Source organism: Olleya sp. 1-3 (assembly GCF_002836085.1).
Taxonomy (GTDB): Bacteria; Bacteroidota; Bacteroidia; order Flavobacteriales; family Flavobacteriaceae; genus Olleya; species Olleya namhaensis.
This window is the reverse complement of sequence record NZ_PJBW01000002.1, coordinates 300,630-323,403: the sequence shown is the minus strand read 5'-3', so window position 1 is coordinate 323,403 and position 22,774 is coordinate 300,630. Positions and strand designations below refer to the sequence as shown.

Annotated in this window: 22 protein-coding genes; 6 read left to right on the top strand and 16 right to left on the bottom strand. The window is 32.2% G+C overall.

Annotation, left to right across the window (positions count from 1 at the left end; genetic code table 11):
- Positions 1–23: 23 nt before the first annotated feature.
- The 4 genes from CXF54_RS03425 to CXF54_RS03410 all read right to left on the bottom strand — a co-directional run bounded on the left by CXF54_RS03425 (position 24) and on the right by CXF54_RS03410 (position 2,073).
- Complete coding sequence (locus tag CXF54_RS03425) at positions 24–206, bottom strand: CAL67264 family membrane protein (RefSeq protein WP_028281998.1); 183 nt, start codon at positions 204–206, stop codon at positions 24–26.
- 97 nt (positions 207–303) lie between these two features.
- Complete coding sequence (locus CXF54_RS03420; RefSeq protein WP_101202451.1) at positions 304–1,020, bottom strand: pirin family protein; 717 nt, start codon at positions 1,018–1,020, stop codon at positions 304–306.
- A 45-nt stretch (positions 1,021–1,065) separates the two neighbouring features.
- Positions 1,066–1,521, bottom strand: coding sequence for a MarR family winged helix-turn-helix transcriptional regulator (locus tag CXF54_RS03415; protein WP_090838473.1), 456 nt, complete (start codon positions 1,519–1,521; stop codon positions 1,066–1,068).
- 21 nt (positions 1,522–1,542) lie between these two features.
- Entirely contained in the window at positions 1,543–2,073 is a 531-nt protein-coding gene (locus tag CXF54_RS03410) for an NADPH-dependent FMN reductase (protein ID WP_101202450.1), read from the bottom strand.
- 212 nt (positions 2,074–2,285) lie between these two features.
- Between CXF54_RS03410 and CXF54_RS03405 the strand changes: the two genes are divergently transcribed.
- The 3 genes from CXF54_RS03405 to CXF54_RS03395 are packed head-to-tail and all read left to right on the top strand — an operon-like array spanning position 2,286 to position 6,541.
- Positions 2,286–3,914: an acyl-CoA carboxylase subunit beta gene (locus CXF54_RS03405; RefSeq protein WP_101202449.1), complete on the top strand. Its 1,629-nt coding sequence runs from the start codon at positions 2,286–2,288 to the stop codon at positions 3,912–3,914.
- Positions 3,915–3,946: 32 nt separating this feature from the next.
- A complete protein-coding gene (locus tag CXF54_RS03400) occupies positions 3,947–4,531 on the top strand; it encodes a hypothetical protein (RefSeq protein ID WP_101202448.1) in 585 nt (194 codons plus the stop codon).
- A 12-nt stretch (positions 4,532–4,543) separates the two neighbouring features.
- A complete protein-coding gene (locus tag CXF54_RS03395) occupies positions 4,544–6,541 on the top strand; it encodes a DUF3352 domain-containing protein (protein ID WP_101202447.1) in 1,998 nt (665 codons plus the stop codon).
- A gap of 66 nt (positions 6,542–6,607) precedes the next feature.
- Here CXF54_RS03395 and CXF54_RS03390 read toward each other — a convergent pair whose 3' ends face one another.
- The 4 genes from CXF54_RS03390 to CXF54_RS03375 all read right to left on the bottom strand — a co-directional run bounded on the left by CXF54_RS03390 (position 6,608) and on the right by CXF54_RS03375 (position 13,397).
- Positions 6,608–10,042 carry a VIT domain-containing protein gene (locus CXF54_RS03390; RefSeq protein WP_101202446.1) on the bottom strand — a complete coding sequence of 1,145 codons (3,435 nt, stop codon included), beginning with the start codon at positions 10,040–10,042 and terminating at the stop codon, positions 6,608–6,610.
- Between the two features lie 91 nt (positions 10,043–10,133).
- Positions 10,134–11,192, bottom strand: coding sequence for an AMP-binding protein (locus CXF54_RS03385; RefSeq protein ID WP_101202445.1), 1,059 nt, complete (start codon positions 11,190–11,192; stop codon positions 10,134–10,136).
- 3 nt (positions 11,193–11,195) lie between these two features.
- Entirely contained in the window at positions 11,196–12,359 is a 1,164-nt protein-coding gene (locus tag CXF54_RS03380) for a CPBP family intramembrane glutamic endopeptidase (RefSeq protein WP_101202444.1), read from the bottom strand.
- A gap of 3 nt (positions 12,360–12,362) precedes the next feature.
- Positions 12,363–13,397: an o-succinylbenzoate synthase gene (locus tag CXF54_RS03375; protein WP_101202547.1), complete on the bottom strand. Its 1,035-nt coding sequence runs from the start codon at positions 13,395–13,397 to the stop codon at positions 12,363–12,365.
- 57 nt (positions 13,398–13,454) lie between these two features.
- Here CXF54_RS03375 and CXF54_RS03370 point away from each other — a divergent pair, with 57 nt between their 5' ends.
- Complete coding sequence (locus CXF54_RS03370) at positions 13,455–14,246, top strand: SDR family oxidoreductase (RefSeq protein ID WP_090838492.1); 792 nt, start codon at positions 13,455–13,457, stop codon at positions 14,244–14,246.
- Between the two features lie 3 nt (positions 14,247–14,249).
- Here CXF54_RS03370 and CXF54_RS03365 read toward each other — a convergent pair whose 3' ends face one another.
- From CXF54_RS03365 to CXF54_RS03355, 3 genes are read right to left on the bottom strand one after another with little or no spacing between them, the layout of a single operon-like run.
- Entirely contained in the window at positions 14,250–14,927 is a 678-nt protein-coding gene (locus CXF54_RS03365) for a metal-dependent hydrolase (protein WP_101202443.1), read from the bottom strand.
- A 13-nt stretch (positions 14,928–14,940) separates the two neighbouring features.
- Positions 14,941–15,843, bottom strand: a complete 903-nt coding sequence (gene menA / locus CXF54_RS03360) for a 1,4-dihydroxy-2-naphthoate octaprenyltransferase (RefSeq protein WP_101202442.1) — start codon at positions 15,841–15,843, stop codon at positions 14,941–14,943.
- 3 nt (positions 15,844–15,846) lie between these two features.
- On the bottom strand, positions 15,847–16,686 hold the full coding sequence (locus CXF54_RS03355; RefSeq protein WP_090838498.1) for a 1,4-dihydroxy-2-naphthoyl-CoA synthase: 840 nt from the start codon (positions 16,684–16,686) through the stop codon (positions 15,847–15,849).
- Positions 16,687–17,086: 400 nt separating this feature from the next.
- Between CXF54_RS03355 and CXF54_RS03350 the strand changes: the two genes are divergently transcribed.
- Positions 17,087–17,401 (top strand): hypothetical protein, encoded by a 315-nt coding sequence (locus tag CXF54_RS03350; RefSeq protein ID WP_198551036.1) that lies wholly within the window; start codon positions 17,087–17,089, stop codon positions 17,399–17,401.
- Positions 17,402–17,603: 202 nt separating this feature from the next.
- Positions 17,604–18,023 (top strand): STAS/SEC14 domain-containing protein, encoded by a 420-nt coding sequence (locus CXF54_RS03345; protein WP_101202440.1) that lies wholly within the window; start codon positions 17,604–17,606, stop codon positions 18,021–18,023.
- Here CXF54_RS03345 and CXF54_RS03340 read toward each other — a convergent pair.
- From CXF54_RS03340 to CXF54_RS03320, 5 genes are all read right to left on the bottom strand, one after another.
- Complete coding sequence (locus CXF54_RS03340; protein WP_101202439.1) at positions 18,007–18,846, bottom strand: S1 RNA-binding domain-containing protein; 840 nt, start codon at positions 18,844–18,846, stop codon at positions 18,007–18,009. The genes CXF54_RS03345 and CXF54_RS03340 overlap by 17 nt on opposite strands.
- A 76-nt stretch (positions 18,847–18,922) precedes the next feature.
- Positions 18,923–19,267 (bottom strand): DUF2853 family protein, encoded by a 345-nt coding sequence (locus CXF54_RS03335; RefSeq protein WP_090838507.1) that lies wholly within the window; start codon positions 19,265–19,267, stop codon positions 18,923–18,925.
- 124 nt (positions 19,268–19,391) lie between these two features.
- On the bottom strand, positions 19,392–21,143 hold the full coding sequence (menD, locus tag CXF54_RS03330) for a 2-succinyl-5-enolpyruvyl-6-hydroxy-3-cyclohexene-1-carboxylate synthase (RefSeq protein WP_101202438.1): 1,752 nt from the start codon (positions 21,141–21,143) through the stop codon (positions 19,392–19,394).
- Positions 21,144–21,185: 42 nt separating this feature from the next.
- The gene (locus tag CXF54_RS03325) at positions 21,186–22,301 is read right to left on the bottom strand and encodes a chorismate-binding protein (RefSeq protein WP_101202437.1); all 1,116 of its coding nucleotides are present in this window, start codon (positions 22,299–22,301) and stop codon (positions 21,186–21,188) included.
- A 3-nt stretch (positions 22,302–22,304) separates the two neighbouring features.
- Positions 22,305–22,730, bottom strand: coding sequence for a PaaI family thioesterase (locus CXF54_RS03320; protein ID WP_090838513.1), 426 nt, complete (start codon positions 22,728–22,730; stop codon positions 22,305–22,307).
- Between the last annotated feature and the right edge of the window lie 44 nt (positions 22,731–22,774).

Here is a 22,774-nt window from a genome sequence, read left to right as displayed (position 1 = left end):
TAATGTTTTAATTATTAATTTGATTATACTCTTCCCTTAAGTGCGTTAAACACCCAAGCCACAGCAAAAAAACCGACACCAACAGCTGCAAAACCCCAACCTGCTACATCATCGTATCTAAAGGCTCCTAATGCGATTAATGCTAATCCTACTATTATCATTATTGTGGTAGCCCAAGCTAACACAGTATTTTTATTCATTGCCATAATCTATTTTTAGTAAAATGTGAATTACAAATATCGTTTATTTCAACAAAAAAAGCACCCTATTTAGGATGCTTTTTTGATATCGCTTAATTTGAAGCTATGACATTGGTACTTCTATAAAAAGTAATTGCGTATTTGTATTCGTTTTTATTTCAAAATTATCTGTTTCAGTAACTCCTATAGCATCTCTAGTTTGTAATACATTATCATCTATAGTTACACCTCCAGACATAACCATAACGTAGGTTCCGTGGTTATCACTTTTTGCATGATACTTAAAGCTTTGATTGGCTTTTAAATCTATTCTGGACAACTTAGCGTCTTGATGAATTTTTAAACCATCCTCTTCACTATCTATAGATGTTACTAAGGTTTGTAACTTACCTTGCCTATCTTCTGCGTTAAAAAAGCGTTGATCGTAACGTGGCGCTACATTTTGCTTATTGGGTATCACCCAAATTTGAAACAAGCTTAAATACTCATCCGTTTTAGCATTCATCTCAGAATGTAACAAGCCTGTCCCTGCACTCATGACTTGTACTTCTCCTGCTTCTATGGTTTGCCATGCATTACCCATAGAGTCTTTGTGCTTAAGTGTACCTTTTAATGGGATAGTAATAATCTCCATATTATCATGAGGATGTGTACTAAACCCCATACTAGGTGCTATGACATCGTCGTTTAATACACGTAACGCTCCAAATTGCATTTTATTTGGGTCATAAAACTGAGCAAAACTAAAACTATGATTTGCTTGTAACCAACCATGATTTGCAAAACCACGATCTGAAGCTTGGTGTATAACTGTTTTCATTTTGTTTTAATATTTATTTTAGTAATCAATACCGTATACCGTAATCTATGCGTCGTTATTGTCACGCAATTTATCTAATAAATCACTTAGCTGACCCGCTTCCTCGTTAGATAACGAATCCAATAAATGATGCAATGGATTATTAGGCATAATTTCGTTTAAAAGATCTAATCCATCTTTTGTTATTTCAATTAAAACAACTCTGCGATCTCCAGGAAAAGGAATCCGTTTAATTAGTTTTTTATCACACAACTTATCCGTCAAACGTGTTAGATTTGGTGCGCGCTCTACCATTCTTTCTTTTATGGTTTGCACTTTTATAGGTTGTTTTGCGCCACGCAATATTCTTAAAATATTATACTGTTGTGGCGACACCCCAAAAGGTTTAAAAAAATCGTTTTGATGACTTGTAATGTAATTTGCTGTATACAGAATATTAAGCATTGCCTTTATCCTGTTATTATCAAATTTTGAATTTATCTCTTCTGCGAAATTAGCCATGATCATTGGTGTTATTAGCTGTTATAAACTGTCAGAAAATTTAGCAATTTCATGCACTAATACTTTATTAAGATCTGTATCAATAATACTTCCATCTTTAAAATTATCATTAAACGATGGGAAATTATAAGTGGCAACAATGTTAGCATTATGTCTTGGAAATCTATCTTTTGCCATGTCAAACACTGACTGTCCTGCTCTTGCACCCGGAGACGTACTCATTAACAACATTGGTTTATCCTGAAACACTTTTACGTCTATCCTAGACATCCAATCTAATAAGTTTTTAAAAGCTGCGGTATACGCTCCATTATGCTCTGCTAAGGATATAATAATTCCGTCAGTTGCTTTAAGCTTATCAAAAAATAATTGTGCCTTTTCAGGAAAACCAGAAGCTTGCTCTAAGTCTACTCCATAAACAGGTACTTCAAAGTCGTTAAGATCTAAAACCATTACTGTTGTATTTGGTACTAAAGACGCTGCGTAAGTTGCTAATTGTTTATTTATTGATGTTGAGCTGTTACTTGCTCCAAATGCTATTAATTTTTTCATGTATCTAATTTTATAGATTACAAATATACAAAATAAATTAATATACATTACATGGAAACTAATTCCTTGTATTGTATTACAGATGAAACAAAAAAAATGCTAATTATAAGCTGTAAATTATGGATTACAGCATAATACTTGTTATAATTAGAAAATAGTAGTTTCATTACACTATTATCTTTTGTATTTTTACCTCAAATAAAACAATTGCAATGGACATAAACTTCAATAAAAACGAAGATCACAATAAGCTATTACTTTCTGACCTTAAGTCTAAATTAGTTAAAGTTAAACTAGGTGGCGGAGAAAAACGCATAGAAAAATTACATGCAAAAGGGAAAATGACTGCCCGAGAACGTGTAAATTATCTATTAGATAGTAAAAAGAAAAGTATAGAGATCGGCGCTTTTGCTGGAGAAAACATGTACCAAGAACATGGCGGTTGCCCTTCTGGAGGTGTGGTTGTAAAAATGGGCTACATAAAGGGTAAACAATGTATAGTTGTTGCCAATGATGCAACTGTTAAAGCAGGCGCTTGGTTTCCTATTACAGGAAAGAAAAACTTACGTGCTCAAGAGATTGCAATCGAAAATAAATTACCTATTATTTATTTAGTGGATTCTGCTGGTGTATACTTACCTATGCAGGACGAAATATTTCCTGATAAAGAACACTTTGGTCGTATTTTTAGAAACAATGCAATTATGAGTAGTATGGGAATTACACAAATTTCAGCTATCATGGGTAGTTGTGTTGCTGGTGGTGCTTACTTACCTATTATGAGTGACGAAGCTATTATTGTAGATAAAACTGCAAGTATTTTTCTGGCAGGTAGCTATTTAGTTAAAGCTGCTATTGGAGAATCTATAGACAACGAAACATTAGGTGGAGCAACAACACATTGTGAAATTAGTGGTGTAACAGATTATAAAGCTACAGATGATAAAGATGCTTTAGAAAAAATTAAACGTATTATTGATAAAATTGGTGATTATGACAAAGCTGGCTTTAGCCGAAATGAGTCGAAAAAACCAAAAGAAGATCCACAAGACATTTATGGTATTTTGCCTAAATCTAGAGCGGATCAGTATGATATGAAAGAGATTATTAAGCGACTTGTTGACGACTCTGAGTTTGATGAATACAAAGCTGATTATGGTAAATCTATAATAACTGCTTACGCTAGGATAGATGGTTGGGCTGTCGGCATCATAGCAAACCAACGTACCTTAGTTAAAAATGCAAAAGGAGAAATGCAATTTGGTGGTGTTATCTATAATGATAGTGCCGATAAATCTACCCGTTTTATTGCTAATTGTAATCAGAAAAAAATCCCTTTAGTCTTTTTACAAGATGTTACTGGATTTATGGTTGGTAGTAAAAGCGAACATTCTGGAATTATAAAAGATGGTGCCAAAATGGTAAACGCTGTTAGTAATAGCGTGGTGCCAAAGTTTACTATTATTTTAGGTAATAGTTATGGAGCTGGTAATTATGCAATGTGCGGAAAAGCGTATGATCCTAGATTAATTGCTGCTTGGCCAAGTGCAGAGCTTGCTGTAATGAGTGGTAATAGCGCTGCTAAAGTATTATTACAGATTGAAACAGCATCACTTAAAAAGAAAGGTGAAACAATTACTAAAGAAAAAGAAGACGAACTATTTAATAAAATAAAAGCACGTTACGATGAGCAAGTCTCTCCGTACTATGCAGCTGCACGTATTTGGACTGATGCTGTAATTGATCCTTTAGATACTAGAACATGGATTAGCATGGGTATTGAAGCTGCAAACCACGCACCTATTGAGAAGCAATTTAACATGGGGGTTTTACAGGTTTAATTTAACTTTTAACTTTTAATCTTATTTTTTTTATGAATACAAAAACATTATCTCTAGCTCTTTCTACTGTTTTATTTTTTTTATTATTAAGTAGTTGTGGTACAAAAGTAGTGGACTCAAAAAAAACCTTCAACAGTAACTCTCAAACTATTAATAAAGAATACTTCCAAGAGTATAAGGAACATCTAAAGAATCTTGAAAAAGGTGTTTTAACAGAAGAAGCATTGCCTATTTTTAAAAGTTACATAAAAGAATTATTTAATATTGAAATTAATGATACAGAATATTTAACTATTTCTTATTTAAAATCAAGAGGTGATTGTTGGTATGATAATTATGCAAATATTAACTCTAAACAAGCTAAGATTAATGCAGATAAATTAAAGCAACAAATAGTATCAGACCTAGTATTTGCTCATTATGACAATAAAAAATCGACTTATAGTACTAAAGACGAAAAGAAACTACTGTATTCTTTATTTAACAAAAACTACGAAGCCTGTGATTTTACAATTGTAATTGACAAAGCAGGAAGATATTACTTTAAAGCCAGTCATTTTAATCCAGAAATAGCTAATGCTATGGTATTTGCTCTTAAAAAAGAACACGCTTTATAGAAAATAACCTTTATGAGTTTTAATAAAAAAGGTATATTATCATTACTAGTTGCACTATTTATTAGTTATGGTTTATACCAAATTTATGTGTTTTATTTTGACAATAACAACAACATACAATCCATCTATCTAGTACCTAAAGATGCGGTTTATGTTATTGAAAGCCAAAAACCAATAGACAATTGGGATGCCATTAGTAAAAGTGATATCTGGAAACATTTAAACACCAACACCTATTTTAATAGCCTTGCTCAAAACTTAAATAAGTTAGATACTATTTTTAAACAAAAGCAAGGCACTTTTAATCGCATTGGTAATCGTGAGGTTTTAATCTCTGCACATGTTTATGCGCCTAAAAAATATGGGTTTTTCTATGTTGTAGATTTACAGAAAATATCTAAACTTAATTTACTTAAAAACAATTTAAACTCATTAATAAATAGTAATTATAAGGTTAGTAAACGTAAATATCATGACCATCAAATAACAGAGGTTTACGATGTTAAAAACAGAGAAACACTTTATATTAGTTTTATAGAAAACCAAATGATTGCGTCCTATACGCATACTCTAGTAGAAGCTTCTATTGATCAGTATTCTGAACCTAAAATTGGTAGAGATTTAAATTTTATTGAAGTCAAAAAACAAGTTGGGTATAATGATATGTTTAGGCTATACTTTCAATATGACTATCTAGACCAGTTTGTTAAAGTCTTTTCTAACACTCCGGGGTATACAACACAAGTTTTAACAGAAAGTCTTGAGTATAGTGGTTTTAGTTTTGACTTGGACGATAATACCATTATTGCTAACGGAATTACAAATACAAACAATCAAGCGTCGTCCTATTTAAAAGCACTTCAAAAATCAGGAAAAGGAAAACGTACAATAAGTCGTGTTGCTCCAAAAGAAACTGCTTTATATCTTAGCTTCGGCTTTAGTAGTTTTAAAGACTTTTACAACAATTTTGAGACCATTCAAAAAGAAAACCCAGAACAATTTAAAAGCTATTTGGACGGTACAGAACAGATTGAAAGCTTTTTAAAAATAAACATTAAAAAACACTTCATAAGTTGGGTTGATGATGAGATTGCTTTACTACAACTCCATTCCAACGTTTCAGATTCTAAAAAAGATGTTGCCTTAGTTATAAAAACAAATAACATTGATGACGCCAAAGAAAACCTAGACTTTATTCTAGAACAAATTAGAAAACGATCTCCTGTTAAATTCAAGGCGGTTGACTACAAAGGCTATACTATTAATTTTATGTCCATAAAGGGCTTCTTTAAAATTCTTTTAGGTGATTTGTTTTCAGATATAGAAAAGCCATACTACACCATTATAGATAATTATGTTGTTTTTAGTAATGAGCCTAACACCTTAAAGAGTATCATCAATGGGTATACTAACAAACAAACATTAAGTAATTTTGAGGCTTTTAATAATTTTGACGACCGCTTTGATAAACGCTCTAGCGTCTTCGCTTACATCAATACACCTAGCTTATACAACAACGCTTATCAATTTGTAGATAATGCCACTAAACAACAGTTAAGTGTAAATAAAGACTATGTGATATGTTTTCCATTAATAGGAATACAACTAACACCAGAACAACGTTATTTTGAAAGTAAAATAGTAATAGACTATCAAGCACCTGATCAAGTAAAAAGTAATTATACTTTTATAGATGCCACTATACCAAACAAACCAAATAGTAATACATCTTCATTAATTAATAAAGATACTATTGATCAGACTACTGTATTTAATATTCCTGAAATATATCCAACAGATCTAACTGCTGATCAATTTTCTAAAAAATACGCTAACGGAAACACCAAATTTAGTGTTGAATTAAAAGATGGTTTAAAACATGGACGTTATAAATCCTACTATTCCAACGGAGTTCTTAAAATTTCTGGTAAATACAGAAAAGACAAACAAGTTGGTACTTGGCGTGTTTACGATTTAAATGAAGATTTAATTTTTAAGAAACGGTTTTAAAACAAAATAAAAAAGGAACGCTTTTAGCGCTCCTTTTTTATTTTAAATACTAGTAACAATTAAAACTTAAAATTGTATTGTTCCGATTTCCAATAGATCTTTCTCAGCATCTAGTCTAAAAACTCTAACCTCTTTCGTTTCTTCTTTACTTCCGTATTTCTTGAATATTGTAATTTTTAAAGTGGTTGGTCCCGAAATTTTCTGAACGTCGTCAGCAAAATAATCTAATTCAATTTCGTATGTTCCTTTCAGTCCTTTTTTAATCATAAACTCTTCCGGTCCATAACCTTCAGTCATATCTTCTGACAAATGATCTCCAAAATCTGATATGGTCTTTTTATAGCTTATCGATACTTCTTCAGGTGTTTCTACCCATAAATCTAAATCAGTATCGTTATGATTCCAATCTGCAACAACACGCAGGTCTAATTTAATTGGCTGTATTCGTTTTTTCTGTACTTCAGTTAATTGTATCTGACCTTTATATTTTTGTATCAAATGACCAGCCTCGATAAATGCTAAGTGTTCTATTCCGTAAAAGCGTTCATCTAAATCCTTTTCAACTAATTGTCCATCTATTAATGTATATAATAAGTCAAAAGCCTTTTGGTACTGTCCAACGTTTTCAAAAGCTAAAGCTAAATCTCTTGTAGATTGTGGCTCTTCTGGCCTCAACTTTAAAATTTCTTTATAAACATGCAGTGCCAGTTGATCTTGTTTAAAATACTCTAACTTATAAGCCAGAGCTCGCATTACTTCGTGATTATCTAAATCTATTTCAACTAAATTAGACAACACTTTAATTGCTAATTTTGTTTCTTGTTTAGAATCAAAAAAATCTGCGACATCCATAAAAAAAGATGGTGTATTGCGGTATTTTCCTCTCAGCTTTAAATACGTTTTATAAGCATCTTCAATGCTTGTTTGCGCCATTAACAATTTGATATAATCATTCTCTGCTGACCAAGGTTTAAAATTAATGTCTTCCCTAATTTTATTATCTAATTCTTCTATTTCCTCTGGTCTATTTTTTAGACCAGCTTTGGTTCTTATTATTATAACTTCATTACTAGCCCTACTTCCAAATAAGGCGGATGTTGAAGCATCTTTAAGCACCGTAAGACTATCAATAGAATCCGTATCTATTTTTTTAAATTCAGTATCAGAAACTATTACTCCATCAATTACATACAACGGTGTATTGTTACCAATAGTACTTTGTCCTCTTATAATTATTTGAGGACTACCTCCTGGTTGCCCTGAATCGTCTTCTATATTAACTCCAACAACTCTACCGCTTAATGTTTGTACTGCGTCTGTAACAGATTCTGATTTAACAACTTGAACTGAACTTGTCACACTTTTCCTTGTTATAGAAGCGTAAGCAGTAACAACCACTTCATCTAAATTATTATCCGGTTCTAAAGTACTATTAACAGTAGTATTACTACCAACAACAAACACTTTACTTACATACCCCACATAGCTAATAGCAATACTATCTCCAAGGTCGGCATTAATGCTAAAATTCCCCTCAAAATCTGTTGTTGCACCTCTAGACGTTCCTGTTACAATTATTGAAGCACTTGGCAATGGTAGTCCGTTTTCGTCAGTTATAACTCCTGATATTATCCTACTACTGGAGTCTAATTCTGTTTCCGGTAACACACTTCTAACAGGCATAACTTCAGGTTCTGTAATACTTGGCAGGTTAACTGTAGCACTTTCTGGTGTCACCGTTGCTGCATTTAACGATTTTGGTTTTTTAATCTTAGTTACGATCGGATACTTAGTGCTATACCATTCCATTAAATCTTGATAATCCTTTATAAGATCTTCTTTTCTGTCTTGTATCTCTTCTTGTCTTTCAGCTTCAGCTTGACTATTATTAGCTATAAGTGCTTTATATTCTGTTTTTAGTTCCAATGGTGGCTCAATCTTATACCTGACATAATCTTCTATTCTATCTAAAATTATTAGCGACGTATATTCAGATATCAAATGATGCTTTTTTGCTAGTTTAATAATGTCATCTTTATTATTTTCTTTATTTATATTCAATGCTTGCAATTTCTTTTTTGCCCATAAGCGCTTTACTAATCCATTAAAACTAGATTTAATTAAGTTTACTTTTAAATGCTCTGTAACTTGACCATTATAACCAAAATTTAATTTTACTTCTGTATTAGAATCAAATTTTCCTGACACTGAAAAATCACTATTCACAGTTGTATTTGGTAGCGGATACACTTCTGAAACTGCTTTGTTTTTATCAGTACCTAAAAACTTAAATGATTCCGTTTTAAGGGCATGTAAAGCAGCATCAGGTTTGTTGAAATTTAGATTAATATATTTTCCGTTATTTTGATTTGCTATGTGCTCTAAAAACTGATGGTTGGCAGATTTAACAGTGTTTATGGTATACAAACGACCGTTAAACTTATTTTGCAACTCTCCTAAATTAAACATACCATCACTAAAAAATAAAACCTCCTCTTTTACCGCGTTTTTAATATCCAAATAAGATGTACCTCCATCATACACTACGGACTGAATTTCTTTTTTTAATAGGTCCCAATTTCCGTTAGTAATACTAAAATGTTTTGGTGTTTGAGTTACATTACTAAACACAACTAAATTGACGTTAACCGTCTTTAAATATTTAAAATAGTCTTCTAAAAGCTTAATTTCGGTTTCTAAATCTCTAAACTTCATAGAATAAGACGCATCCCAATACAATGTAATATTTCTAGGTTTTTCTTTAATCCTACTTTTCGGCTTAAATGATTTATAAACATTAAAATATGCGTTATAAGTGGATACACTCTCTGTGCTACCTATAGGAAACTCTAACAAAACAGCCGTATTTACAATAGCTTTAGTCTGCTTAGATGATGCTTTTAATACGCCATCTACTTCTTTGAATTTAAGTTTATACAGATTATCACCAATAACCCTCGGTTCTTGATTTACATTATAAACAACAACATCTAGATTAAAGTCTAAAGGATCTGAAAAATGTAACGGAATCTGATATAAGTGTTTACCATTACTTACATTCATTTCTTGCTCAAATGTGATACTTAATAATTTATAACCTTTTGCCGGTATTGGATATACTCTTGCTTTATAATTATTTCCTTTAGTAATTTCTAACAATCCAGGATCAATGGTTTGTCTGATAGTAGACTCATAAGCAACACGACCCAACTCTTTAGTAACAATTACAGCATCTCTAAGCTTACCATTTACATCCATTGCAAAATTAGTCACAGATTGACCCTGCCCCAAAGGAAAAGCCAACTGCCCCTCTAAAACACGATCTGTACCATTATAAAAGGTCATGTTATAAGTAGTTGTAGCAATATTACCTACAACTTCTGTTTTAACATCCAATTGCTTTAACGCTAAAAAAGTAGAATCTTGAAGTTTAATTCGTGGTACTTCTTGCGCAAATAGTTGTATTGAGATAAAAAAGAAAAAGAGTTTGATTAGTTTCATGGTGGTTGTTTTAAAATTAAAACAAACTTATAACCAAACTAAAGATTACAAAACCAATATTGAGGGAACGCTACTTTTCAATTAGGCAAACCTACGATTTAACAAGTGCCATAGTTTTTAACCTATTTATTTTACCTGAGGTTGTTTCCGCGAATGCGGGAATAGAATATACAGTTTTAGGCGTTTGTATTGCTGTTAGGTCTGAAAAAACAGCAGGATTTAACGTATTGTCTTCCGCTTCAATTACCAATACAATGACCTCTCCAAACGTTTCGTCTTTTTCTGAAGTTATAAAAAAACGAGGTCCAATTTTAGATTGAAGCTTCGCCTCTATCTGTTCCGGAAACAGTTTTACACCTCCAGAGTTTATAACATTGTCAATACGTCCTAACCACTCAAACGTTGTTTTAGAATGTAGTTTTACAACATCATTAGTTATAATTTGCGTTGTATTTAATTGTGGCGCATCAATAACCAAGCACTCCTTATCGTTTTGACTAATGGTTATATTTGGTAACGTTTTAAAGTAGTTTGTTGCTTTATCATTAATCTGTTTTACCGCAATATGAGTAATGGTTTCCGTCATCCCATAAGTTTCAAAAATATTAGTTTTTAAACCTTTAAACTGTTGTTTTAATTTGGGAGACACTTGAGCACCTCCTACAATTAACGTTTTTATATTGCTTAATTTTTGAATTGTCTTTTCTGCTTGCGCAGGAATCATAGCACAAAAATCATAATGCTTTTTTATTTCAAACTCTGGATTAGTTGTTGGTTGTACACAGTCTATTTCTAAACCTAAAATCATAGCACGTACCAACATCATCTTACCCGCTATATACGTTGCCGGAAGACACAATAACGCGGAATTACTAGGTTGCAACTTAAAAAAATCTCCAGTAGCAATAGCCGAATGCACCATGGCTTGTTTACTTAATGTAATTGTTTTAGGTTGTCCTGTAGACCCTGATGTTTTTACTAAAATAAAGTCATTATCATCTAACCAATCTGATAAAAAATCACCGATTTCTTTTTCAAACAAATCACCTTCTTTAATAAAACTATACGCTACTTCTTTCAAGTCTTGAAAAGAAAAACTATTCCCGTTTAACTTAAATCGGTTATGTACTTTATTAAATGTTGGTGTCATTACTTAATCTAAAAGGTTACTATTTTCCTTTAATGGTGCTTCAATGTTTCCAAATAATTTCTCTTTCCAATTGGTCCATTTATAGACTTTCGCAAAAATAAATAGCAATATAGGAAACACTACAAATACTGGTATAATTACATCTCCAAAACCTGCTCCTGGTTCTGACACGTCTTTTAAAACTGAATGTGTTTGCAATACAGTCCAGTCTGCAGTAACCAATAACGCACCAAATAAATTATTTGCAGCATGAAACCCTAAGGCTAACTCCATCCCGTCGTCCATTAACGTTAGTACTCCTAAAAATACACCTGTACCAATATAATACACCATTACACCATAACCTAGCTTACCAACTTCAGGATTAAACACGTGCATACCTCCAAAAATAACAGAGGTTATAAGTAATGGCACCCATTTTTTTCTTAAAGATGTCACTAAGTTTTTATTAAATTCAGACTCAAAAGCATTTTTCTTTTTTAAAATATCAAAGATTAAAGCACCAACTCCAATTACAGCGCCAATCGCACCAATACCTTCCCATACATCAAGATCATAAATCATGATTATATTAGAACATATCGGAATAGACAACAGCGTAAAAATAAATCCAAAAGGAAATTGATTACTAGTTGTAACCGTCCCGAAACCTTGCATTAAATACCCTCTAAAAATGTACTCTTCTAAACTTGTTTGAATTGGTATTAATAATACTGCAATAACAGCTAAAATTAAAAAACGTTCTAACTCAAAATTCCAAACATAACTCTCAGGCGTCGTTAAATAGTCAATCACTATCATTCCTGAAGATATTACACCCCAAAACAAAAAAGAAAACATAACACGTTTCCAATCTATTTTATTTCTAGCAGTCGTTACAGATAACAACGTTTGTTTATGCAAATATTTAACAGCAATAATTAACCCTATAAAACCAATAGCAAAGGATAGTAATAATAAAAACAAATTTAGATTAGGTTCTAAAATTGTCATCAATTGTTTTTCGTCCATATTATAAGCAGATCCACCATTTGCCACATATTTAAGCATAGCTGCAACTGTAAACGGAATTTGCCCTAATGATGCAAAAACAGCAATAATTAAAGACCCTACTAGGTAACGCCAAAATTCGTGTTTAAAATTAAAAGCTTGTTTTATAAAATCCATAGTCTATAATTTAAAATCCCAATTAGTATTGTTATTGTAATGTAATCGTCCTTGCTCTACTTCTAAAGGCGATGTAATATTATTAGTAAATAAACCGCCAGTACCAAGACCTTGTGGTAAATTACTTTGTTTTGTATACGTGTATTGCGCTATTGCATTTAGTCCAACATTACTTTCTAGCGCGCTAGTAATCCACCAACCTATCTTTTGTTTTTGGGCTAATGCAATCCATGTATCACTACCTTTAAAACCTCCAATAAAACTAGGTTTTAAAATAATGTATTGCGGATTAATAGCGTGTAATAAGGCTTCCTTTTTAGCATCATCAAACACACCAATTAATTCTTCATCTAAAGCGATATCTAAAGGGGTTTGCTCGCAGAGTTTTGCCATTTCTGAAAACTGACCTGCTTGTATTGGTTGTTCAATAGAGTGTAAATTAAATTCTGATAACTGTTTTAGTTTTTCTAAAGCTTCAGATGGTTTAAACGCACCATTGGCATCCACACGTAGTTCAATATCGCTTTCGCTGAAATTATGCCTGATACCCTTTAAAATATCCAACTCCGTTTGAAAATCTATGGCTCCAATTTTTAATTTTATACAACTAAATCCCGACGCTATTTTGTCTTCAATTTGTTGTTTCATAAAAGCCTGATCGCCCATCCAAATCAAACCATTAATATCAATCGAAGCACTGCCACTTGTAAATTCTGAAGGAAATAAAACAAAAGGGGCTTGACTCTCTAAACTTTTAAAAGCCATTTCAAGTCCTATTTGAATACTCGGGAATTCTGTATTCTTGGCATACAAATACACTAACCCTTTTTCTATTTCTTGACATGTGTTGTGCAATTGCATTTCGTAATCAGGTCTATCATCTGCACTTAAACCTCTTAAAATACCACATTCTCCAATACCACGTTTACCGTCATGTTCTATAATAATAAACCAAGTTTCCTTAGTTTTTAAAACACCTCGAGAGGTACCACTTGGTCTTTTAAATTCTAAAATGTGTTTCTTGTAGCTTGCTTTCATAAGAAAATCAAAAATACTTAAATAATTTTGTAATTTCACCTAAAAATATAGGATTACATGACGTTTAAAAATAAAGTAGTTTGGATTACTGGCGCCTCTAGCGGAATAGGAAAAGGGTTAGTTCTAGCCTTAGCTAAATTAGAGTGTCAATTAATAATTTCTTCAAGAAACAGTAGCACTTTAAATCAACTTAAGCAATTGTGTCCTAATCCAGATAATATTGCAGTCCTACCGTTTGATTTATTGGATTACAACCATATGAAACCAGTTGTAGCTCAAGCTATAAAACAGTATGGAAAAATAGACTTGTTAATTAATAACGGAGGTATTAGCCAACGCGCCTTGATTATTGATACGGATATAAGTGTAGATAAAAAACTAATGGAAGTGGATTATTTAGGGACTGTTGCTTTAAGCAAAGCGTTACTGCCTCATTTTATTAAAAATCAAACTGGACATTACGCTGTAGTAACTAGCTTGATGGGTAAATTCAGTTCGCCTTACCGTTCTGGATATTGCGGTGCAAAACATGCTTTACACGGTTTTTTTGATGCGCTACGCATGGAACACCAAAAAGACAATGTAAACGTAACACTAATCTGTCCCGGATTTGTAAATACTAATATTGCAAAAAATGCATTGATTGGCGATGGTAGTTTACAAAACAGCCAAGATGACGCTACAGAAAACGGATTACCTATTCCTGAGTTTTGTGACCGCATGATACAAGCTATTCAAAAAGAAAAATTTGAAGCTTATATTGGAAAAAAGGAGATTTTAGGCGTGTATTTAAAACGCTTTTTTCCAAAGCTATTACATCGTTTTGTAATGAAAAGTCAAGTTAGATAATAATTACAACTCTAAACTTTCTCCTATTTCTAAAAGCATTAAGTCTTTGTCTTTTTCAAAAAACTTACGCTTAGCTGCTTCATGATCAATTTCTATATAACCAAACGTATCAAAATGATATCCTAAAATTTTATCGCACTCTACAAAACTACTAGCAATAATAGCATCATTAATACCCATTGTAAAATTGTCTCCAATAGGTAAAATAGCTAAATCCAATTTGGTTTGCATTGGGATCAACTTCATATCAAATGTTAGTGCTGTATCTCCTGCTATATAAATATTTTTATGTTCGCCTTCAAGAACAAAACCTCCAGGTTGACCACCATAACTACCATCAGGAAAAGAAGAGGTGTGTATTGCATTGACATATTTTAAACTTCCAAAGTCAAAATCCCAGGTCCCACCATGATTCATTGGATGACCTTCAAAACCTAAATTCTGAAAGTGTGTTACAATTTCAAAATTAGAAACAATGACTGCATCCGTACGTTTTGCGATTGCTTCCACATCCAAAATATGATCTTGATGTGCATGCGTCAACAATATGTAATCTGCTTTAATGGTATTAATATCAATATGAGCAGCTTTAGGGTTTCCTGAAATAAATGGATCTACTAAAATATGTGTATCCTCTATTTGAAGACCTAAGCAGGCGTGACCGTAAAAAGTAATTTTCATGGTAATGTATTTATTACAGTAAATGTCCGATACCTAATAGTAAACTTAACAATACTGTGGTTAATGCTAACTTTTTTAATTCTGGATCAAAATCTTTAGGATTAGTAACCAATCTGACCTTTTTTAAATGTAATCCTAAAGGAATATACGCTACAAAGTAAATCAGATTTAAAGGTGATTTATAGTAAATAACACCAAATAAAACTGATAATACAATAGCTGTTATAATTAAAAAATAATGATATTTTTTAGCCTTTTCTGCACCTAATTTTACAGCCAATGTTATTTTGTTTGCTGTTACGTCAGATACAATATCTCTCATATTATTTAGGTTAAGTACCGCTGTACTTAATAATCCTATTGCAACTGCAGGTAAAACAACAATAAAATCTATCTGTTTAGCAAATAAAACATAACATCCTAAAACACTTACTAAACCAAAAAAAACAAAGACAAAAATATCGCCCTTACCTTTATAGCCATACGCATTGTTTCCTACGGTATATTTTATAGCAGCATAAATAGAGATTCCTGCTAGCACAAAAAATAATAGTGCTAACCACAAATATTCAGCTTTAAAAGACACATAAAGTAAAATTAGAGTAAGCACTACGCTAATAATTACGTTTAATCTAATAGCTTTATACATGTCCTGATGTGTAATAGCGCCAGATTGTAAAGCACGAACAGGTCCAATGCGTTGGTCGTTATCCGTCCCTTTTACACCGTCTCCATAATCGTTAGCTAAATTTGATAGTATTTGATAACTGAGCGTTGTTAGAATAGCAAACACTAGAATTACACTATCAAAAGCGCCATTATATTTTGCTAAACAGGCGGCGACAATAATTCCAGAAATAGATAGTGGCAATGTGCGTAAGCGCATTGCCGACAACCATTTGGTAAGGTTCTTCATATATTATGGAATCCATTGTTTTGGAAAATTAGGCTTACGCTTTTCTAAAAACGCATCCCTACCCTCTTTAGCTTCGTCTGTCATATAAGCCAATCGTGTCGCTTCTCCAGCAAATACTTGCTGCCCAACCATACCATCGTCTGTTAAATTCATGGCAAATTTTAACATCTTAATAGACGTTGGCGATTTCTCTAAAATTTCTTGTGCCCATTGGTATGCAGTAGCTTCTAACTCGTCATGAGGTATCACAGCATTTACCATTCCCATGTCATAAGCTTCTTGCGCGGAGTAGTTTCTTCCTAAGAAAAATATTTCTCTAGCCCTTTTTTGACCTACCATTTTTGCTAAATAAGCAGATCCATAACCACCATCAAAACTAGTAACATCAGCATCCGTTTGTTTAAAAATAGCATGTTCTTTACTTGCTAAAGTTAAATCGCAAACAACATGTAAACTATGTCCTCCACCAACTGCCCAACCAGGAACAACTGCTATAACTGCTTTAGGCATAAATCTAATTAAACGTTGTACCTCAAGTATATTTAATCTATGGTAACCATCTTCTCCTACGTAACCTTGATGTCCTCTTGCCTTTTGATCTCCACCAGAGCAAAAACTATACACGCCATCCTTAGTAGATGGTCCTTCTGCGGATAATAACACAACACCTATTGAGGTATCTTCTCCTGCGTCATAAAAAGCATCATACAATTCCTTTGTAGTTTTTGGTCTAAAGGCGTTTCTAACATTTGGTCTATTAAAAGCAATACGTGCAACACCATTACATTTACTGTAGGTAATGTCTTCGTAATCTTTGGCTTTCTTCCAATTTATATTATCCATAAAATATCTTTAATTTTTCAAGTCATAAAAATACGGAATAAATCTTTTTTAAGAAGCGATATTCAAGGTTAACTACCGAATACTTTTTGGCTAAAAAAACAAGATGAGAGAGCGTCAATACTTGTAAATACTTGATTTACAGGTGTTAAATGTAAGAAAAATCAACTCAATTTTTGGTTTTAAACGTTGAAATCAGTCTTTAATCTATTTGTTATCACAACTTTAGCAATTAGCATAATACAATTAAAAACAACTTTTATATTTGTAGCATATTAAAATCCCTCTATTAATGAATGTAACCAAGTCTAACCTATATAATTCAATTTCAAAAGAACACAATCTCTCCCTAGGTGATTTATTTCTTTTTGAAAATGTAGCTGTAATTCAAGTTCATGAAGGCATGCACGTAGATATAGACGCTTTACAAGATTGCTTAGAAATCTTATATGATTTTTATGAAAAAAGAAAAAAACCGTTTAGTTTAATCTCTAATAGAATAAATAAGTACTCTATTGAAGTTTTAGACTATCCAAAATATAGTAGTTTATTTGATAATATATGTATGTATGGTATTATCGGATATTCAAGCTTTAGTGAAATGAATATTTCAATTGAAAAACGATTTAGTAAAATGAAAACATTAACATTTAATACCCTTAATGAAGCTTTTACTTATTCCAATACAGTTGCACAAAATAAAGTAAGTATTAATTGATAGCGTAAATTAGTCCCCCCAAGTTACTATTATATAGAAACTTATAAGTTACTTTTTAAGAGCCCTAAACTCTTTTTAAGTAACTTTTTTTTTGGAGTTAAACCTAAAAAACATAATTTATATCGAAAACTATTTAGTTAACAACCACATAACTACATTAAAAAAAATTCATGCTCTAAATTTGCTATAAGCTATTAAACTTATGAAAATTGTAGATTCCACACTTGCTGACCAAATTAAAGATGTATACATCTCTGATTATGGTAATTTCTATTTTTTAGACGATGTTATAATTTCAGAACTTGACGAAGGTATTACCTACACTTGGGAAGAAGCAAAAAAAGTTATTGAAGCAGCACAAGCATTTTACGGTCCAACAATAAACGTAAGTTATGTGTCTAACCGTATAAATAAATACTCTGTAAAACCATCTGATTGGTTAAAATTTTATCGTGGTAACAATAGACTAAATGCCTACGCTGTAGTTACCAAAAGTGAAAACAGTTGGTTTAATGCTTTAATGGAAAAATTATTTTCTAATGTAGAGATTGAACGCTTTGATGACTTATACGAAGCTATTGACTGGGCAAAACGCCTTAGTAGTGCTAATCTTGCTTCTTAAGATAAATTCCATCAGGTTTTAACTCCACTAATTTTTGTCTGTATAACGTCCCTATTGCCTTTTTAAATGTTTTTTTACTCATTTGTAAAAGGTCTTTAATTTTTTCAGGACTAGATTTATCTGTTACAGCTAAAAACCCATTACTATCCGTAAGTTCTTGCATGATCTTATCAGCATTAGGTTCTATATTTCTATAGCCTATTTCTCCTAATCCAATATCTAACTTATTTCCTGGTCTTACTTTTTTAACAATACCTTTTAGTTTGTCTCCAACACTTAAGTCTTGAAAAATACTATCCTTGTATATTAATCCTGTATGTATATTATTAACAATAACATTCATCCCTAAATCACTTGGATGAGATACAATAATATCCACTTGATCAAACTGCGCTACTGTTAATTCTTTATTATCTAAAAACTGATTAGTCTTACTAGATGCAACTAAACGCTCTGTAACATCGTCTAAATAACAACGTACTAAGTACCAACCACCCTTTTTCATAGGAAATGCTTGCTCTTTAAATGGGCAAAACAATTCTTTTACCAATCCAAAATCTAAAAAGGCACCAAAATTAGATACTTCATTACATCGTAATACAGCAAACTCCCCGTTAATTATAAACGGTTCTGTAGTTGTTGCGATAATACGTTCGTCATTATCTAAATAAACAAAAACTTCTATTTTATCCCCAATTTCAAAATGTTCTGGAACATATCTGTTAGGTAATAAAACTTCATTATTATCTGCATCACCTAAAAATAATCCAGGTTCTGTATCTCTTAAAATTTCAAGCGTATTGAATTCTCCTATTTGTATCATTTTGCAAATGTAAGCATATAAAAAAAGCGTTACAGAACTGTAACGCTTTTTTTATATATTTTTTTCTATTTTTTTTCTATTTGTTGTAAATCGCTTCTTTTTTGAAGTGTTTTGCCAATAAATAATAAACAACTGCTCTGTATTTATTTTTATTTGATCTTCCATAAGTTTCAATTACAGAATCTATAGCTTTATCTAAATCTGCACTATCTGCTAAACCTAACTTTTTAATTAAAAAATTATTTTTTACAGTAGCTAATTCTGATTCGTCAGAACCTGACACTGTCGCTGCATCTTTATTATATATAGATGGTCCACAACCAATAGTAACTTTAGTTAAAAAATCCATATCTGGATTAACTCCACATTTATCCTTTAAATCTGCAGCGTACTTTACGATTAAGTCATCACGTTTACTCATAATTTTTTTATAATTTAAATTAATAATTTTTAGCTTACTAAAGATACAATTTTTCTCGGTCTCTTTTTTAAGCCAAAATAAATATAATTACAATTACGATTAACGGTCAATTTCTCCGATTAAACTATTTAACAAATTGAAAATAATCTAATAGTATACTATCATTGTCTCTTGCTGGCGTCATAACCTCCAATAACTTAGGTTGCTCGGTTTTATCGTAAAAATGCTCTAGAGCATTTTCTAATTGGTCTGGGTCGGTTACTTGGGTGTATTCTAAACCATACATTTGACACAAGAGCTTTGCAGACAGATTATGTTTGGTTTCGAAAAAATAATCAAAGTTATCTGTGTTTTTATGTCCTGGTAGGATTCTAAAAATACCTCCTCCTTCGTTATTAATAACTATAATCCTAAAGTTTTTAGGTATGTAGTTATTCCACAACGCATTACTATCGTAAAAAAAGCTTAAATCTCCAGTAATAAAGACGGTTGGATTATCTCTTGTTATTGATGCTCCAATTGCGGTACTAGTACTTCCATCAATTCCGCTAGTACCTCGATTACAAAAAACGTCCAACGTTGGATTAATATCAAAAAGCTGTGTATATCTAATAGCAGAACTATTACCAACTTGTAATTGCGTATGATTTGGTAAACTTTTTAGTAACACATCAAATGCTTTAAAGTCAGAAAATGGTATCAACCCCATGTATTGCAAATGCTTTTCTCTTCTAATATCCATTTGGTTTTTCCAAAATGGATTATAATCACTTTTTAAAGCTTTAGTTAATGGTATAAAAGATTGGAAAAACGAATTTATTGATTGCTTAAACACCTTATTTAGCACAAAAAAGGTGTCATTTGCCCCATTTTCTGCTACATGCCAATGTTGTTTTGGCTTATGGGTTCTTAAAAATTTCTTTATTTTTTTTGATACTATTAAACCTCCAAAGGTTAATAGTATTTCTGGTTGTAAGCCTTGTAACTCTTGTTCAGAAAGCGCACCAATTAATTTATCAATACTTGGACAAATATTATCGTGATGTAAGTTAGACGTACTTTCGGTTAATATCAATACACTTTCATCTTCTGCTAAAACATCAATAAAGTGCTGCTCTACGCTGTTTGGATCTAAAACACCTACTAATACTAACTTCTTTTTGGAGTTATTCCAAATTTCAGCGAAAGCGTTATAATCTTCACTACCTATATTAGGTTTTGGTACGGGCACTATTTCTGGAGTTACCGTTAGCGCATCCACCATTTGATATAAAGGCTCATCAAACGGAATATTAACATGTACAGGGCCTTGTGTTGTTATTGCTATATTAAAGGCTTTATTAATTTCGGTTTCGTTGTATTGTTGGATCCCTTGTTGTAGCCCTAAAAAGCGTTCGATTTTATTCTCAATACTCTTCATTATTGGCAAGTCTTCCGCGAAAGCGTTTTGATTTTCAGGATTTAAATCTTGCTTTAAATTAGCCGAATATTGTATGTGATTTTTAAAAACGTTTTCTTGATTTATAGTCTGTCCATCTCCTATTCCGACCAAGTACTTAGGTCTATCTGCACTTAAAACCACTAACGGAACATGGCTATAATACGCTTCTGACACTGCTGGATAATAATTTAACAACGCACTACCAGAAGTACAAACAACTGCTACGGGATGCTTTATTTGTTGTGCGATACCTAATGCGAAAAAAGCTGCGCAACGCTCGTCCACAATACTATAACATTTAAAAAAAGGATCGTGAGTAAATCCAATGGTTAATGGCGCATTTCTGCTTCCTGGAGACAGTACAATGTGTTGGATATTCTTGGCTTTACAAAGCTGAATTACCGTTTGCGCTAAAGGTATTTTTGGGTGTTTCATGTGTTATACAAAAATACGAAACCCAAATCCTAAATAAAACCATTATAAGAGGTTTTTAACAGTCTTAGATTTTGCAACGGTTTCTTCCCATTCGTTTTCAGGTATAGAATCTTTTGTAATTCCGCCACCAACATAGATTAATGCTTGGTTGTCCTTAATTTGCAGACATCTTAAGTTAACAAACAAATGCGATATTGTTTTTACGGATCCGTAAGCGTTATTCTCTACGTTTCTGCGATTGGTATTTCTTGTTTTGGCTTGTTTAATATTTATTTCGCCTAAAAAACCGGTATAATACTCACGATTATAGCCTTCGTTTTTTAATATAAACTGTTTAGCGTTTTCTTTAGGTAAACCGCAAACTGCAGGTGTTGGATGTAATTTAGCAATAACAGACTGCAATCCATTTTCAGGCTTTAATAGTCCAGAAATCTTAGTTTTCAAATGCAATAAAATTCCTGCTTTGATAGTCTCTGTAGTGCCCAAATTAATACTACTTACTGACGACTCTAAACTACCTACTATAAAATCCGTAACTAATTGCTGTTCTTCTTGTTCCTTGGACTGCCACTGGACATCAACTGTATTTTTATATTGTTGCGTACCTGCAAGAGACATGGTTAAAAAGCGGTTGCCTTCTACTTTTAACAACGTTTCAGGCGTTGCTCCTAGCCACAGCCCTACTTTTGGATGATACCAACAATACACCATTGCTGTTTTATAAGTCGCTAACAGTTTTTTAAATAGTAAAAGCGTATTGTCTTCAGGAAAAGTTTCGGTTTCAACTCGAGATATCACTACTTTTTTAAAACTACCATCTTCAATTTCGGAAATAGCTTTCTCTACTATTTGGATATGTTTCGCTTTCGCTGAAACATTTATAGTGCTACTTAATTGGCTTTTAACCTGATCCGGTTTACTATCAAACAAACAATCTATTACTTTGCTTTTATCTAAAGGAAATAATACCGTATTATCTTCATTTTTAAAAGGTGAAAACACAAAACCGCTATCCTCAAAATTTGTCGTAAAATGAAGCTGATTGCTATCCTGAAGCATTGCTTTTACTGCTAATTGATTGGGCTTTTTATACGCTACAAAAGGAAGCTGATTTGTAAACTGCTGAGCAAGCTGTTCAAAAAAATCTGAAGACGTCATAACTTACTTCTTTTTAGGTAAAGAAATGGTTGACAATTTGCATAACGAAATAAGGTTATCATCATCATCCGTTACTCTAATATCTAGTAATTGTGTCGTACGTCCTTTATGTAAAAAAGTAGCCTTAGCGTAAACATAGCCTGAGCTAATACTTTTTAAATGGTTGGCAGTTATCTCCAAACCTCTAATCATTAAATTTTCTGAATCTAAAAAAATATGCGAAGCAAAACTACCAACGCTTTCTGCTAAAGCTGCTGTTGCGCCACCATGCAACACACCGTCTGGTTGATGTACACGTGGTGTAACTGGCATTCTGGACACTAAAAAATCCTCGCCATAATCCACAACTTCTATCTCTAAGGTTTCCATTAAAGTGTTTTTGCTTGCTTTATTTGCTATTGCTAACACTTGTGCTTTAGAATACTTCATGTAAGGGTTTGTTTTATTTTGCAAAAATACAAAACAATAGGCAT

Bases quoted from the DNA above. Each gene is read 5' to 3' on its own strand.
- CXF54_RS03420 (WP_101202451.1), bottom strand. From the start codon at position 1,020: ATGAAAACAGTTATACACCAAGCTTCAGATCGTGGTTTTGCAAATCAT.
- CXF54_RS03365 (WP_101202443.1), bottom strand. From the start codon at position 14,927: ATGAAAATTACTTTTTACGGTCACGCCTGCTTAGGTCTTCAAATAGAG.
- CXF54_RS03395 (WP_101202447.1), top strand. From the start codon at position 4,544: ATGAGTTTTAATAAAAAAGGTATATTATCATTACTAGTTGCACTATTT.
- CXF54_RS03375 (WP_101202547.1), bottom strand. From the start codon at position 13,397: ATGAAAGCAAGCTACAAGAAACACATTTTAGAATTTAAAAGACCAAGT.
- CXF54_RS03415 (WP_090838473.1), bottom strand. From the start codon at position 1,521: ATGGCTAATTTCGCAGAAGAGATAAATTCAAAATTTGATAATAACAGG.
- CXF54_RS03320 (WP_090838513.1), bottom strand. From the start codon at position 22,730: ATGAAGTATTCTAAAGCACAAGTGTTAGCAATAGCAAATAAAGCAAGC.
- CXF54_RS03410 (WP_101202450.1), bottom strand. From the start codon at position 2,073: ATGAAAAAATTAATAGCATTTGGAGCAAGTAACAGCTCAACATCAATA.
- CXF54_RS03390 (WP_101202446.1), bottom strand. From the start codon at position 10,042: ATGAAACTAATCAAACTCTTTTTCTTTTTTATCTCAATACAACTATTT.
- CXF54_RS03355 (WP_090838498.1), bottom strand. From the start codon at position 16,686: ATGGATAATATAAATTGGAAGAAAGCCAAAGATTACGAAGACATTACC.
- CXF54_RS03325 (WP_101202437.1), bottom strand. From the start codon at position 22,301: ATGACGTCTTCAGATTTTTTTGAACAGCTTGCTCAGCAGTTTACAAAT.
- CXF54_RS03425 (WP_028281998.1), bottom strand. From the start codon at position 206: ATGGCAATGAATAAAAATACTGTGTTAGCTTGGGCTACCACAATAATG.
- CXF54_RS03385 (WP_101202445.1), bottom strand. From the start codon at position 11,192: ATGACACCAACATTTAATAAAGTACATAACCGATTTAAGTTAAACGGG.
- CXF54_RS03335 (WP_090838507.1), bottom strand. From the start codon at position 19,267: ATGAGTAAACGTGATGACTTAATCGTAAAGTACGCTGCAGATTTAAAG.
- CXF54_RS03400 (WP_101202448.1), top strand. From the start codon at position 3,947: ATGAATACAAAAACATTATCTCTAGCTCTTTCTACTGTTTTATTTTTT.
- menA (WP_101202442.1), bottom strand. From the start codon at position 15,843: ATGAAGAACCTTACCAAATGGTTGTCGGCAATGCGCTTACGCACATTG.
- CXF54_RS03340 (WP_101202439.1), bottom strand. From the start codon at position 18,846: ATGATACAAATAGGAGAATTCAATACGCTTGAAATTTTAAGAGATACA.
- CXF54_RS03370 (WP_090838492.1), top strand. From the start codon at position 13,455: ATGACGTTTAAAAATAAAGTAGTTTGGATTACTGGCGCCTCTAGCGGA.
- CXF54_RS03380 (WP_101202444.1), bottom strand. From the start codon at position 12,359: ATGGATTTTATAAAACAAGCTTTTAATTTTAAACACGAATTTTGGCGT.
- CXF54_RS03405 (WP_101202449.1), top strand. From the start codon at position 2,286: ATGGACATAAACTTCAATAAAAACGAAGATCACAATAAGCTATTACTT.
- CXF54_RS03350 (WP_198551036.1), top strand. From the start codon at position 17,087: ATGCACGTAGATATAGACGCTTTACAAGATTGCTTAGAAATCTTATAT.
- CXF54_RS03345 (WP_101202440.1), top strand. From the start codon at position 17,604: ATGAAAATTGTAGATTCCACACTTGCTGACCAAATTAAAGATGTATAC.
- menD (WP_101202438.1), bottom strand. From the start codon at position 21,143: ATGAAACACCCAAAAATACCTTTAGCGCAAACGGTAATTCAGCTTTGT.